15 protein-coding genes are annotated in these 13,563 nt (G+C 69.0%); 8 read left to right on the top strand and 7 right to left on the bottom strand.

Features of this window, described 5'->3' with window-relative positions:
• Positions 1–70: 70 nt before the first annotated feature.
• Positions 71–724: a hypothetical protein gene (locus AB0M36_RS18900; RefSeq protein ID WP_364159062.1), complete on the bottom strand. Its 654-nt coding sequence runs from the start codon at positions 722–724 to the stop codon at positions 71–73.
• Positions 725–886: 162 nt separating this feature from the next.
• Here AB0M36_RS18900 and AB0M36_RS18895 point away from each other — a divergent pair, with 162 nt between their 5' ends.
• Both AB0M36_RS18895 and AB0M36_RS18890 read left to right on the top strand, forming a co-directional pair.
• On the top strand, positions 887–1,417 hold the full coding sequence (locus AB0M36_RS18895) for a peptidylprolyl isomerase (protein ID WP_364159059.1): 531 nt from the start codon (positions 887–889) through the stop codon (positions 1,415–1,417).
• A 27-nt stretch (positions 1,418–1,444) separates the two neighbouring features.
• Positions 1,445–2,359, top strand: coding sequence for a rhomboid family intramembrane serine protease (locus tag AB0M36_RS18890; protein WP_364159056.1), 915 nt, complete (start codon positions 1,445–1,447; stop codon positions 2,357–2,359).
• Here AB0M36_RS18890 and AB0M36_RS18885 read toward each other — a convergent pair.
• The gene (locus tag AB0M36_RS18885; RefSeq protein WP_364159053.1) at positions 2,348–2,779 is read right to left on the bottom strand and encodes a PH domain-containing protein; all 432 of its coding nucleotides are present in this window, start codon (positions 2,777–2,779) and stop codon (positions 2,348–2,350) included. The genes AB0M36_RS18890 and AB0M36_RS18885 overlap by 12 nt on opposite strands.
• A 27-nt stretch (positions 2,780–2,806) precedes the next feature.
• Here AB0M36_RS18885 and AB0M36_RS18880 point away from each other — a divergent pair, with 27 nt between their 5' ends.
• A complete protein-coding gene (locus tag AB0M36_RS18880; RefSeq protein ID WP_364159050.1) occupies positions 2,807–3,937 on the top strand; it encodes an acetyl-CoA C-acyltransferase in 1,131 nt (376 codons plus the stop codon).
• Positions 3,938–3,994: 57 nt separating this feature from the next.
• Positions 3,995–4,441 carry a hypothetical protein gene (locus AB0M36_RS18875; protein ID WP_364159048.1) on the top strand — a complete coding sequence of 149 codons (447 nt, stop codon included), beginning with the start codon at positions 3,995–3,997 and terminating at the stop codon, positions 4,439–4,441.
• Positions 4,442–4,462: 21 nt separating this feature from the next.
• Here AB0M36_RS18875 and dgt read toward each other — a convergent pair whose 3' ends face one another.
• The 4 genes from dgt to AB0M36_RS18855 form a co-directional block, all read right to left on the bottom strand.
• Positions 4,463–5,893: a dGTP triphosphohydrolase gene (gene dgt / locus AB0M36_RS18870; protein WP_364159046.1), complete on the bottom strand. Its 1,431-nt coding sequence runs from the start codon at positions 5,891–5,893 to the stop codon at positions 4,463–4,465.
• Between the two features lie 11 nt (positions 5,894–5,904).
• Positions 5,905–6,174, bottom strand: coding sequence for a hypothetical protein (locus AB0M36_RS18865; RefSeq protein ID WP_364159044.1), 270 nt, complete (start codon positions 6,172–6,174; stop codon positions 5,905–5,907).
• A gap of 148 nt (positions 6,175–6,322) precedes the next feature.
• The gene (locus AB0M36_RS18860; RefSeq protein WP_364159041.1) at positions 6,323–7,198 is read right to left on the bottom strand and encodes a transketolase; all 876 of its coding nucleotides are present in this window, start codon (positions 7,196–7,198) and stop codon (positions 6,323–6,325) included.
• Positions 7,199–7,200: 2 nt separating this feature from the next.
• On the bottom strand, positions 7,201–7,887 hold the full coding sequence (locus AB0M36_RS18855; protein ID WP_364159039.1) for a transketolase: 687 nt from the start codon (positions 7,885–7,887) through the stop codon (positions 7,201–7,203).
• 49 nt (positions 7,888–7,936) lie between these two features.
• Here AB0M36_RS18855 and soxR point away from each other — a divergent pair, with 49 nt between their 5' ends.
• The 3 genes from soxR (at position 7,937) to AB0M36_RS18840 (ending at position 11,350) form a co-directional block, all read left to right on the top strand.
• Positions 7,937–8,374, top strand: a complete 438-nt coding sequence (soxR, locus tag AB0M36_RS18850; protein WP_364159037.1) for a redox-sensitive transcriptional activator SoxR — start codon at positions 7,937–7,939, stop codon at positions 8,372–8,374.
• A 294-nt stretch (positions 8,375–8,668) separates the two neighbouring features.
• Complete coding sequence (locus AB0M36_RS18845; RefSeq protein ID WP_364159035.1) at positions 8,669–9,082, top strand: hypothetical protein; 414 nt, start codon at positions 8,669–8,671, stop codon at positions 9,080–9,082.
• 60 nt (positions 9,083–9,142) lie between these two features.
• Entirely contained in the window at positions 9,143–11,350 is a 2,208-nt protein-coding gene (locus tag AB0M36_RS18840; RefSeq protein WP_364159032.1) for a molybdopterin oxidoreductase family protein, read from the top strand.
• Positions 11,351–11,453: 103 nt separating this feature from the next.
• Here the strand turns inward: AB0M36_RS18840 and AB0M36_RS18835 are convergent, their stop codons facing one another.
• Complete coding sequence (locus tag AB0M36_RS18835; protein ID WP_360417608.1) at positions 11,454–11,657, bottom strand: cold-shock protein; 204 nt, start codon at positions 11,655–11,657, stop codon at positions 11,454–11,456.
• A gap of 263 nt (positions 11,658–11,920) precedes the next feature.
• Between AB0M36_RS18835 and AB0M36_RS18830 the strand changes: the two genes are divergently transcribed.
• Positions 11,921–13,495 carry a hypothetical protein gene (locus AB0M36_RS18830; RefSeq protein ID WP_364159030.1) on the top strand — a complete coding sequence of 525 codons (1,575 nt, stop codon included), beginning with the start codon at positions 11,921–11,923 and terminating at the stop codon, positions 13,493–13,495.
• Positions 13,496–13,563: the final 68 nt, after the last annotated feature.

The raw sequence follows: 13,563 nt of genomic DNA, 5'->3' as shown, positions 1-13,563 counted from the left end.
TCGCCACGAAGAACGGCGGGCGAACTCCCGTGCCGGGGAGTCCGCCCGCCGTACGTAGCGAACCGAGGGGTCAGTTCTTGCTGTTGGGCAACGGGTCGCCGCCGGCCGCCGGCGACGGCTTCGCACCCACGCCACCCACGGCCGGGGTCGAGCTGCCGGCCGGTGTCACGAAGCCGGACGGGCCGGCCAGGTCGCCGGGCTCGAACGCCGCGTCGTCGGCGCCGGTCGTGCTGCTCATCGGGCGGGTCGGGTCGTACTCGTCCCACTGGTCGGTGCGGCGCTTACGCATCACGTAGGCACCCGCCGCGCCGATCGCCGCGCCGGCCAGCGCGAGCTTCACGAGCCTGCCGCCCGTGCTGCTCTTCTTGCGGCCGACCGCCTTGCTGGCACGCTTCTCCAGCTTCTTGGCGTTCTTCCTGCTCGACTTGGCGGCCTTCTTGTTGGCCTTGGCCGACTTCTTGCCCACCTGCTTGGCGTTGTCGCTCGCGGCGGCCACCAGCGGCCCGAGCGTCGCGATAGCGCTGTCCCAGCCGCTGGTCGCCGCGCCCTTCGCCTTGCTGGCCGCGGGCTGCACGCGGTCACGCGCGGCCGCGATCCTGGGCCCCACGGTTGCGCTGGTCTCCTGGGCGGCGAGCGAGGCCGCACGCTTGAAGTGATCAACGCTCTGGCCGAGCTCGCTCTTCATCTTCGCGTTGCGGTTCTTCCGTCGCATCGTTGCGAACACCAGTGCACCTCCTGTGGTTCCATCCCGGGTCCATGCTGCCCTCTTGGGTACCCCCGCGCACCCGGTTCTGACACATGCGGCAGGATCCGAACTGCAAAGAACTGTCCAGCGCCGGTCCCTACGACAGCGGACCGGCGACCGCGACACCCGTTAGGAGTACCCGTGGCTGAGAAGCTTTACGCCACCCTGCACACCAACCACGGCCCGATCCGGCTCCAGCTCTTCCCGGACCACGCGCCGGCCACCGTGCGCAACTTCGTGGAGCTCGCGGAGGGCACCAAGGAGTACACGGACCCGCGTACCGGCCAGAAGGGCAGCGGCCCGTACTACGACGGGACCATCTCGCACCGGGTCATCGCCAACTTCATGGTCCAGATGGGCGACCCGACCGGCACCGGCCGCGGCGGCCCCGGCTTCCAGTTCGCCGACGAGTTCCACCCGGAGCTGCGGTTCGACCGCCCGTACCTGCTCGCGATGGCGAACGCCGGCCCGGGTACGAACGGCTCGCAGTTCTTCATCACGGTCAGCCCGACCCCCCACCTCGACCGGCGGCACACCATCTTCGGCCAGGTCGCCGACGACGAGTCCGCCAAGGTCGTGGACTCGATCGCGACCACCCCGACCGGCCCCGGCGACCGCCCCCGCGAGGACGTCGTCATCGAGCGCGTCGAGATCAATCGCGTCGAGGGCTGATAGCCCCTCCCGGGTACCTTTGAGCTCATGAGTGAGTCTCCGGTGACGGTTCCGGTCTGCTACCGACACCCGTCAAAGGAGACGTACGTCCGGTGCACCCGCTGTGAGCGGCCGATCTGCCCGGACTGCATGACCGAGGCCTCGGTAGGCCACCAGTGCCCGGAGTGCGTCGCCCAGGGGCGGCGCACCCAGCGGTCGGCCCGCACCGCCTTCGGCGGCAGCGTGGCCGGCCGCGACGGCACGGCCACCAAGGTCCTCATCGGCATCAACGTCTTCGTGATGATCGCCTCCATCGCGACCGGAGGCGCGAGCGCCATCGCCGGCGGCGCCTGGGGTGGACTCCTCGGCAGCGGCACCCCGCTGACGGTCTTCGGCGCGGTGCTCGGTGTGGACGCCTATGGCCCGGCCGGTGAGGTCGCCCTGCACGGCATCGCCGGCAACGGCGAGTGGTATCGCCTGGTCACGGCCATGTTCCTGCACTACGGCGTGCTGCACCTGCTGCTCAACATGGCCGCGTTGTGGACCCTCGGCGGCCTCCTCGAAGAGCAGCTCGGCCGGTTGCGCTTCGTCGGTCTCTACCTACTCGCCGGTCTGGGCGGCAACGTCGCGGCCTACGTCTTCTCGTTGCCCTACGCGCAGACGGCGGGCGCGTCCACCGCGGTCTTCGGCCTGATGGCGGCCACCTTCGTGCTGTTCAAGCGGCTCAACCGGAGCTTGAATTCGATCCTTCCGGTGATCGTCATCAACGTGATCTTCACGTTCACGGTCAGCAATGTCTCGATCCCGGGCCACCTCGGCGGCATGCTGGTGGGCGGTCTCGTCGCGGCGATCCTCGCGTACGCCCCGCGGGAGAAGCGCAATCTCATCCAGGGCGTGGGCCTCGGCGCGGTGTTCGTGCTGCTGTTGGCGATCGCGATCCTCCGCACGCTGTCACTGGTGTAGCGAGGCCCGCAGGTCGTCGAGGGCCTGTGCCACTTCCTCGGGATCCGTGCCCAACTCCCGCGCGCTGAACAGAAGCAGGCTCTCGCCCGCGTCGATCTCCAGCAGCTCGTTGCGGATGCCGCGGCGTTCGCGGCGGTCCACCCGTACCCGTTCGATCCGCGCCCAGGGCAGGTGACGCCGCGTCGCGAAGCCGGTGACCACGGTGATGCCGGCCGCGTCCGCCGCCAGGCGGACCGGGCGGACCAGGTCCCGGACCGCCCAGGTGATCAGGCCGAGCGCGGCCAGACCCGCCAGCACCCACTGCACCGGATCGTGGCGGCCGAAGGCGATCGCCAGGACGATCACCGCCGTCGCGGCGAGCAGCTTGGTGGCGGGCAGGGCGGGCTTCATGCGCCACTCGAGAGGTGCCATGGTCACCATATTGCAGTGTCGCGTAACGTCGGCGGTATGCGAGATGCGGTGATCGTCGGAGCGGTGCGGACGCCGGTGGGTCGACGAAACGGCGGGCTTTCCGCCGTCCATCCGGTCGATCTCTCGGCGGGGGTGTTGCGGTCGCTCGGCGAGCGGTCGGGCCTCGACCCGGCGGACGTCGAGGACGTGTTCTGGGGATGCGTTTCCCAGTCCGGCGAGCAGTCGTGGAACATCGGGCGCAACGCCGTGCTCGCGGCCGGCTGGCCCGAGTCCGTGCCCGCCACGACCATGGACCGGCAGTGCGGCTCGAGCCAGCAGGCGCTGCACTTCGCGGCCGCGACCGTGCTGTCCGGGCAGGCCGACCTGGTCGTCGCCGGCGGTGTCGAGTCGATGAGCCGGGTGCCGATGGGTTCGAGCGCCGCGGGTGCGGACCCCTACGGCGAGGCGCTCAAGGAGCGTTACGGCAACGCCGGCTTCAACCAGGGCGTCGGCGCCGAGATGATGGCCGAGCGCTGGGGCCTCTCCCGGCAGCAGCTCGACGAGTACGCGATGGCCAGCCACGCCGCCGCGGCCAAGGCGCAGGACGCGGGCCTGTTCGACGCCGAGGTCACCGCCGTCGGTGACGCGACGCGTGACGAGGGCATCCGTCGCGACACCACGCTCGAGAAGCTCGCCGGGCTGAAGACCCCGTTCAAGGCCGACGGGGTCGTCACGGCCGGGTCCTCCTCGCAGATCTCCGACGGCGCCGCCGCGCTCGCCGTCACCACCTCACGGTGGGCGGCCGCGCACGGCCTGCGGCCGCTGGCGCGGATCCACACCGCCGTCGTCGCCGCCGCCGATCCGGTGATCATGCTGACGGCGCCCATCCCGGCCACCGCGAAGGCGCTCGCCAAGTCGGGGCTCACCCTCGCCGAGATCGGTGTGTACGAGGTGAACGAGGCGTTCGCCCCCGTGCCCCTGGCCTGGCTGGCGGAGACCGGCGCCGACGCGTCGCGGCTCAACCCGCGCGGCGGGGCGATCGCCCTCGGCCATCCGCTCGGCGCGTCCGGCGCCCGGATCATGACGACGATGCTGCACCACATGCGGGAGAACGGCGTCCGCTACGGCCTGCAGACCATGTGCGAGGGCGGCGGAATGGCGAACGCCACGGTGGTCGAGATTCTGTAATTAGATATTCATCGTGACGGCCCCGCGCCTTCCCCCTCCCGTCACCGTTAAACGCACATGGACGTGTTTTCCCGTACGTTCCTTCCCGCGGCGGCCGAGGCCGGAGTCGCCATCCCCACCGTGAGCCGGCACATGCCGATCTTCCGCCGTTGTGTGGAGCCGGACGACGCCACGGTGCTGGTCACCCGGTGCGTCAACCCGGACCGGCCGCTGGCCGGCGACTTCCTGCTCCTGCTGACCTACCGCCGGCTGGTGATCACCCAGGAGACCCGGGTCCTGCACCGGCTGCGGCTGCACCTCAACGCGAACCTGCGCCACCTGAGCGACGTGACCTGGAACCCGGACCTGCGGCAGTCCGCCGTCGAGGTCGCCGCGACCGCGGTGGACGGCGTCCGCGAACGGTTCCGGATGCGCCTCGGCGAACCGGACCGGGTCTGGCACTTCGACGCGCTGCTCAAGCACGTCTTCCGCGAGCGCCGCCCGGGTCTCCCCGCGGCAGCTTGACGTGGACCTCGGCCTGTCTCGTCAGGTGGCCGCACCGGCTCCGACAACCGCGGACGAATAAGACTGGCTCAGTGTTCGCGCCTGTTTGTCGGTGAGCGTGCAGATGTAGTCGATGATCCGCCGTAAACGCTCTTTCGGTGCATCGTCGATGACGGGAATGCTGCTCACCATGCGCTGCAGTCTCTTGGGAGGCGGGATCGGGCCGCCCTCGAGGGCCTCCCTCAGCTTCCTGGCGAGAATCTTGACGCATTCGGCACCCTGGGCACCGTCGTCCTGGACGAGAGGAGTGTCGATCACTTCTTTCTTGGTGATGGCCTTCAGGATCTGGATGATCGTCCAAGGTTTCACATCCAGCCCGATCAGGGGCCCACCCGGCCAGTACGGTTGCTCGGGGTTGTTCACGGGGAAGTCGACGTCCGCGATGAATTTGCCGATGTGGCCCGCGCAGGCATGTTTGGTCTTGCCGACCCGCGCGGGATCGCTGACGTCGGCCCGCGTGACGCGCTGGATGATCCCTTCGGCCTCGATGACGGCCTCGTCGAAGTCCGCGCTGAACGGGAACTCGCCGTACTTGTTCCCCAGGTCGGTCCTGACCTCTGCCAGGAAGTCGGAACCGTCCGCGAGAAGCGCCAGAATCCTATCCTGCGGGAGCAGGCCCGCCAGATGGAAGTCCTCCAGATCATGGAAGGCGTAGGAGATGTCGTCGGCGATATCCATGATGGATGCTTCGAGCGTCTGCTGCTCTGGCGGATAGTCATCCGGCAGGAACCCACGGCTGAAATCGAGAACGTCCTCTTCGGAGTTGTAGGCGTTGAACTTCTTCCACTGCTTGCCGCTGCCACGGCGAATCCACGGATATTTGATGATCGCCGCGAGCGTTGCCCGGGTGAGATCCATCCCAGGCTTGCTGGAAACCGCCTCCATCCGGCTCACGATGCGCAACGACTGCGCGTTTCCCTCGAACCCGTCGGTCAATCCGAACTCGGTGCGGGCCAACTCGTCGAGGGCCGTCTCGGCCGCATGCCCGAAAGGGGGGTGCCCCAGGTCGTGCGCCAGGCCCGCCACGGCGGCGACGTCGGCATCCAGGCCGCCGAACCGGAGGATGAGCTCGTGGCGCCTGCCGAAATTATCGCCCTCGGGCGAGATGAGGCGGATAGCGATGGACCTGGCGACCTGGGCCACTCGCAGGGAATGGGTCATGCGGTTGTTGACGAGACTGTCGGGATCCAGGTAGCTGTGCGGATCCTCCCGATCGGGGCTGATGACCTGGGTAACCCCACCGAGCCTCATCCAGCACTCCGCGCTCAACATCCTCTCCAGGTCCAGTCGTGCACCCCGTCTGAACGGGTCGCGACCATCGCCGGCGGAATGATGTTGGCGTTCCTCGCGCCGGATGCGCTGCGGATCGGATGGGATCAGCTGAGTGGGCGTCGCCCAGCTGTACTCGCTCACAGCCGGGCCCGTCACGACCGCCGAAGGGTCACCCAGGCGCCGCCGCCAGGCTCGATCTTGCCGTCCTGCTCCAGGACGCTGATGCCGTCAGCGGTCTCGTCCGGGAAGAAGCCGAGTTTCTTCATGGCGTCGCTGAGATCTCGCACCATGACTCTTCCCGCCGCATCGCGGACAAACGTCAGTATCGCGTCGGAAAGGTCGGTGCCTGTCGCCGTAGCCATGTCGTTCCCCCCGCGGATGTTCCGCACGATGGCGGAGAAGCTGGAATCCTCGTCGACCACCAGATCCTCTTCCTATGCTTGCACCGAGCTCCACGGCTATCTGCCTTATCGACACCTGTACGTTTACGGTGCTCCGCGCCGGTAGCGATACGGTGGCAACGCGGTGGCCATCAGGTCGTGACGCCTTGCGCCGGCGTCAGGCGAGCACTCAGCGCCGACCGAGGAAGGCGTTGATCGACGCGCGCAGGCCCGCCGGGTCGAGGCCGTGCCAGCGGGCGTGGTCGGCCGGCGTGCCGTAGCGCCGCTCCTCGGTCCGGCTCACCCCCAGATGCAATTCCCGATGGGGTACGGCGGACAGCGCCGCCGAAACGACCCGGCTGGACGTCCCGGCGAGGTACGGCTCCACGACGACGATCTCCTCCGTGACCAGTTCCCGCAGCCGGTTGGTGTCGAGCGGTCGCGGCGTGTTGGTGTAGGCGATCGTCACGTCGAGCCCGGTGTCGAGGACGGCGTCGAGCATCGGTCCGACCGCCAGCACCACCGCGCCGCCCGCCGGACCGCGCCGGATCACCTTGAGGTCCGTCCCCGGGTATGCGAGCCGGTTCTGCTGCGACGACAGCCGGACATACACCCGGTCGTCATGTCGCGCCGCGGCCTGGAGCAGGCCCGGCACCTCGTCCGGGTGACCGGGTACGTGCACCGTCCAGTCCTCGAGGGTGTCGAGCAGCGCGACGTCGCCCGGCGACTGATGGGTGTAGCCCTCGGCCGACGCGTCGTACGAGGCGCCGATGCTGACCAGCACCGCACCGACGTCCTGGTGGCCGAGGTCGAGCTTGATCTGCTCGTACGCCCGGTCGACGACGAACGGCGCGTACGAGTGCACGTACGGCCGCATGCCGGTGAGCGCGAGCCCGCCCGCGACGCCGGTCATCAGCTGCTCTCGAATCCCCACGTTGATCACCCGGTCGGGATGCCGCCGCATCGCCGGTGCGAAGGCGCTGGCGGAGATGTCGGCCAGGACGACGGCGGTCCGGGGGTCCGCCTCGAGGAGTGCGGTCGTGGTGGCGACGAACGTCTCGCGCATGGTCAGTTTCCCTTCGGCTCGACGGAGGCGATGACGACGTGCGGTCGGTGCCGCCGTGCGGCCCAACGCAGCGCGACCTCCAACGCGTCGCGGTCGTGTCCGTCCACGGCGGACACCTCCCAGCCGACGAAGTGGCTCGCGATGCCGCCCGGCCAGCCGTGGGTGGCGGACCGGTTGTCGATGACGATCGCGGTCAGGCTCAGCCCGATCGCCGCCGCGTACGCGATGGCCTCGTGGTTGGATCCCTCGTCCAGTTCGGCGTCGCCGAGGAGCACGAACGTGCGCGCTTCGTCGTACCCCTGAGCTCGCAGGCCCAGCGCGGTGCCGACGGCGAGCCCGAGACCGTGACCCAGCGACCCGGTCCCGATCTCCACTCCCGGGATCAGCACCCGGTCGGGGTGGTGGCCGAGCCGGCTCGTGCTGCTGGCGAGGTCGTCGAGCCATTCGACGGGGATGAAACCCTTGGCGGCGAGGACGGCGTAGTAGGCGGCGGGGCCGTGGCCCTTGGAGAGCAGGAAGCGGTCGCGGTCGGGCTCGTCGGCGGTCTCGGGTGAGATGCGCAGGACGCGGTCGTAGAGCACCCACAGCACGTCGAGCGTCGAGTACGCGCTGGGTGCGTGCTTGCGGTCGCCGGTGATTCTCGTCAGCAGCGGTCCGAGCGGATCTGGCCTTACGGCTGTCGCGGTCATACCCCGTACCCTGCAACTTGAAGTTGACTTGAACTCAAGGAAGGTGTCTGTGGAGCTGCTCACCATCGGCGACATGGCGGCCCGCAGCGGCGTGGCTCCGTCGGCCCTGCGCTACTACGAGCGGGAGGGCCTGATCCGCTCGACCCGCACGGGCGGCAACCAGCGGCGGTACGAACGCCACGAACTGCGCCGGGTGGCGTTCATCAAGATCGCGCAGCAGGTGGGTGTTTCCCTCGAGGAGATCCGCGGGGCGCTGGCCGCGCTGCCGGAGAACCGGACGCCCACCAAGGCGGACTGGGCACGGCTGTCCGCGCGATGGCGACGCAAGCTCGAGGACCGCATCGCGGTGATGCAACGGCTACGCGACGAGCTCACCGGGTGCATCGGGTGTGGCTGCCTGTCGTTGCAGCGCTGCAAACTCATCAATCCACAGGACCAACTCGCCGAGCGCGGCGAAGGGCCCCAAATGATCATCAATCCGCCCTGACCGCGGGCCATTCGGGCACCCTTGGCCGGGCATCCGGACCTCAAACACCCTCCAACCAACCTCCCCTTGGCGTGGCGAACCACCATGCACCCGAGGCCGGCGGGCGCGCCGCCCGGGTCAAAGGAGAGGCCAATGCACCACGCCGGACGCCCGGCAGGCAGCTGTGCGGCGTTCGTGGGAGTCCTGCTCGCCCTGCAAGCCTGCGATGGGCGAGCGCCTCTCACCGCGCCTTCATCCTCGCCGTCTCCCATCTCCTTGGAAGGGGGGTCGGACGTCTTCCGTGGCGACCGTGAGGTGCGGTTGCTCCCCGTCGGGAGTTCGAACACGCTGGCGGTCGGCGAATCCGGCTGGATCGAACTCTCCGATACCTTCGACGACCGCACCCTGTTCGTCCTCACCAAGACCCGAGACGACCGCTACCGGATCCGGACGGCACGCCCCCACACGGGCGGCGAAGCGTCGTGCGTCGAGGTGGGTAAGGCCGGGGCCGTCAAGGCGGTGACCTGCGACTCCGCCAAGAACAACCAGGAATTCGAGATCCGCCGGTCAGGCCCGGCCGCATACACCATCCGTACGGGCAAAGACCTGTTCCTGACGCAGAGCCTGGCGAGCGGGGTGCGGGCGATCCCGGTGCGCACCGGCGAGCCGGGCAAAGAGGCATTGTTCCTATTGCCCGATCAAGGCAGGGCATCCGCGCCCGGTCCGTGATGTGATACTCCGGTTGGCAACCGAGGGCCGCCCGGCGGCGGCCGAAAGGCGGGTGGCTCCGTGACCGACGACCCGACCCGAACGGCGTACCGGACCTGCCCGCTGTGTGAGGCCGCCTGCGGCCTGGAACTCACCGTGACCGACGACCGGATCGTCTCCGCGCGCGGCGACCAGCAGCACGTCTTCAGCCACGGCTTCATCTGTCCCAAAGGAGCCACCCTCGGGCAGCTGCTCGCCGACCCGGACCGGTTGCGCCGTCCCCTGGTGCGGCGCGGCGGCCGCCACGTCGAGGTCGACTGGGACGAGGCGTTCGAGGCGGTCGAGGCGGGGCTGCGCCCGATCCTCGAGCGGCACGGCCGCGACGCCGTCGCGCTGTACCTCGGCAATCCCAACGTCCACACCATGGCGGGTGGCCTCTACCTCACGCCGCTGCTGCGTGCCGTCGGCAGCCGCAACATCTTCTCCGCCAGCACCGTCGACCAGATGCCCAAACACGTGTCGAGCGGATACCTCTTCGGCAGCCCGTTCGCGATACCGGTGCCCGACCTCGACCGCACGGACCTGCTGCTGATGCTCGGGGCCAACCCGTGGGAATCCAACGGCAGCCTCGCCACCGCGGCCGACTTCCCCGGCCGGCTCAAGGCGATCCAGGCCCGCGGTGGCCGGTTCGTGGTGGTCGACCCCCGGCGTACGCGGACGGCCGAGCACGCCGACGAGCACCTCTTCATCCGGCCGGGCACCGACGCATACCTGCTCTTCGGGATCGTCCACACGCTGTTCGCCGAGGGGCTGACCGACCTCGGCCGGCTCGCCGACCACGTGACGGGGGTCGAGGAGGTGCGTGAGCTGGCCCGCCCCTTCTCCCCCGAGGAGGTGACCGCCGCCTGCGCCGTACCGGCGGACCGCATCCGTGGCCTCGCGCGGGAGCTCGCGGCCGCGCCCACGGCGGCGGTGTACGGCCGGATCGGCACCTGCACGGTCGAGTTCGGCACGCTCACCAGCTGGCTCGTCGACGTCGTCAACGTGCTCACCGGCAACCTCGACCGCCCGGGCGGGGCCATGTTCCCGCTCGCCGCCCACCTGCGCGCGGCCAGAGGGCCGGGCGGCAAGGGCTTCAGAACCGGGCGATGGCACAGCCGGGTCCGCGGCCTGCCCGAGGTCAGGGGCGAGCTGCCGGTCGCCACCCTCGCCGACGAGATCGAGACGCCCGGCGACGGGCAGGTCCGGGCGTTCGTCACCGTGGCCGGCAACCCCGTGCTGTCGACGCCGAACAGCGGCCGGCTCGACCGCGCGCTCGGCGCACTCGACTTCATGGTGAGCGTCGACCCGTACCTCAACGAGACGACCCGGCACGCCGACGTCGTACTGCCGCCCACCGACGCCGCCCGCAAGGGCCACTACGACTTCTCGTTCCTGGGACTCGCGGTGCGCAACTTCGCGGCGTACTCGCCGCCGGTGCTCCCACCCGATCCGGCCGACATGGACGAGTGCGACATCCTTGCCCGGCTCACGCTCATCTTCTCCGACGGCAAAACCGCTGATCTTGCCGAATTTCACGAACGGCTGCTGGGGGAGGCGCTGCGCAAGGCGGCATCCACAGACCTCCGCGAGCTTGTGGACGGAGACCACCCGGCCGAGCGCCTGCTGGACGTCGCGCTCCGCACCGGCGCGTACGGAGACCAGTTCGGTGCCCGGCCCGACGGCCTGTCACTCGCCCGGCTCCTGGCCAACCCGCACGGCATCGACCTGGGCCCCCTCCAGCCGAGAATCCCGGAACTGCTCCAAACCCCGAGCGGCACGATCGAGCTGTGCGCCCCACCCATCGCCGCCGACGTGGAACGCCTCCGCACCGCCCTGCACCGCCAGCCCGAAGACCTAGTCCTCGTCGGCCGCCGCCACCTGCGCTCCAACAACAGCTGGATGCACAACGTCCCGGCACTGGTGAAAGGCCGGGACAGGTGCACGCTCCACATGCACCCGCGGGACGCGCTCCGGCTCGACATCAACAACGGCGACCAGGCGACGGTGATGTCGAAAGCCGGCACGGTGGCGGCCAGCGTCGAGGTCACCGACAAGGTGATGCCGGGAGTCGTGAGCCTGCCGCACGGCTGGGGACACGGGGTGGCGGGCACCCGCCTCTCGGTCGCGGCGGAGCGGCCGGGGGTGAACAGCAACGTGCTGACCGACGAGTTCGCGACCGATCCCCTCTCGGGAAACAGCGTGCTGAACGGCATCCCGGTCGAGGTCAAGGCGGCCCCGCGAGCCTGACGGCCGATCGCGCCTTCGATCAGCCAGCCAGCTTCACGACTGCCCGGAGAACGCCGAACGGCGGCCCGCTGAATCAGTCGGGCCGCCGTTGGCAGAGCGTGGATCAGAGCGGGCGGATGTTCTCCGCCTGCGGGCCCTTCTGGCCCTGGGTGATGTCGAACTCCACCTTCTGGTTCTCGTCGAGGCTGCGGAAGCCGCTCGTCGCGATCGCCGAGAAGTGGGCGAAGACGTCAGCGCCGCCGTCGTCCGGAGTGATGAAGCCGAAGCCCTTGTCGGCGTTGAACCACTTCACGGTGCCTGTAGTCATGTCTGCTCCTTCGCAGGCTGTCGGAGACCGCACTGTGCGGACCCCTTACGCCGCCGCGTTGATCACCCGCGTCGGAACCGACACGTACAAACGAAAAAGCGCCTGTATGGGTTTCAGATAACCCATCAGGCGCCAAAAACGTCTACGGAAATCAAAACTGCAACGAGGACTACAGTAGCACGGCGTCGAGGGACCGCGCGAACGTCCCCCCTGTGGCAAGATCACCGGCGTTCTCGTCACCCCTCCCATCAAGGGGACACTCCTTGCACTCGCGCCTCAACCGGGACCGCCTCGGCCGATACCTCCTCGCCGCCGCCCTGGCCCCCGCCCTGATCCTCAGCACCGGCACCCCCGCCGTCGCCGCGACCAACACGCTCACGCTGACGGTCCTGAACCGCTCCGGCGCCAAGGTCTCGGTCACGGCCACCGTGGTCAGCCTCGACACCAACCAGACCTACAGGGTCCGCAGCGGCACGAAGAAGAAGCTGCCCAACGGCTCTTACGCCGTGCTCACCTCGGTCGCGACCGGCGGGACGACCACCCTCGGCGGCAAGACCCTCAAGGTTTCCGGTTCCACCAAGCTGACTGTCGACTCCCGCAAGGGCAAGCGGGTCAACCTCGCGGTGAGCCCGGCGCCGGTTGACGGCCACCGAAACCTCAGCGTCCGGATCTGCGCCAATCCCGACACGTTCGCCGACGTCGAGGCGTACGGCGACGACATCTACGTCATCCCGACCACCTCCAAGAAGGTCACGTACGCGGCCCTCGGCTCGTGGAGCGACGACTCTAGCTTGACCGACGCCTACGCCGTCGTGCACCGGACGGCCGGTGTGCCCAGCAAGCCGACCCGGACGTTCAGTCGCTCCTCGCTCGGCTCGGTCTCCGTCATGTCCCGCCGTGGCCCGGCCGGCTCGAACACCGCCCAGGTGCGGGCCCAACCAGTCAAGACCACCTGCGCCGCAGGCATGAGCGCCGGCCTGTGGAACACCGACCGGCCCACCACCACGAAGGTGTGGCTCTCGCCCGGTTCCTGGGAGATGGAGTCAAACACCTGGGGAGCCGGCAGGAACGGCCAGAGCCCGTCCATCGGCCACCACACGGCCAAGCGCAAGATCGCCGCCGGCAAGGGCACCACGGTCAGGTTCCACAACGCCGTCTGGGGCCCGGGCTCCGAACTGCCGGGCATCCGCAACGGCTGGATGCAGTTCATGATGAACGAGATGTTCAACGACCCGTACTTCCCCACCGGCAGCAGCGAGGGTGGTGACAAGGCGACCGCGACCGTGTCCTTCAAGGGCAAGACGGTCAAGACGAAGAAGGACCGGGGCTGGGAGCCCGAGATGACGGTCCTCGAGTACAAGGTGAAGAAGGCCGGTTGGTACACGCTCACCAACAAGGCCACCCGGCACTACCCGGAGATCACCTACCCGGCCGGCATGCTCTCCACCGCGAGCACGGTCAGCTACCGCTTCCACACGAAGCCGAACAGCACCGCGCTGGCCCAGGTCTACTCCCTTGCGATGTTCCCGATCGGCCTGAACAGCTGGAACCGCGCCAAGGCCGGCAGCACCACCAACGTCGCGCTCAAGCTGAACCGCATCTCCCACGACCCGGACTACAAGCGCGGCAAGGACCCGAAGGTCAAGTCGGTCACCGCGAAGATGTCCCCGGACGGCGGTCGCACCTGGCGTACGGTCAAGGTCAAGAAGATCAAAGGCACCTGGACTCTCCTCGTCCCCAACCCCGCCTCGGGCGCCGTGTCTCTGCGCACCCGCGCCACTTACACCAGCGGCGGGTACACGGACGTGACGGTCTACCGCGCGTACGGGATCGCCTAGCAGCTGGTAACCGCACGAGGCCCCGCTGATCTGCGTTCTCGCAGGTCTGCGGGGCCTTTGTCGTGATC

This window comes from Actinoplanes sp. NPDC051346, assembly GCF_040682215.1.
Taxonomy (GTDB): Bacteria; Actinomycetota; Actinomycetes; order Mycobacteriales; family Micromonosporaceae; genus Actinoplanes.
The sequence above is the reverse complement of the archived record's forward strand: the minus strand, read 5'-3'. Positions and strand labels throughout refer to the sequence as shown.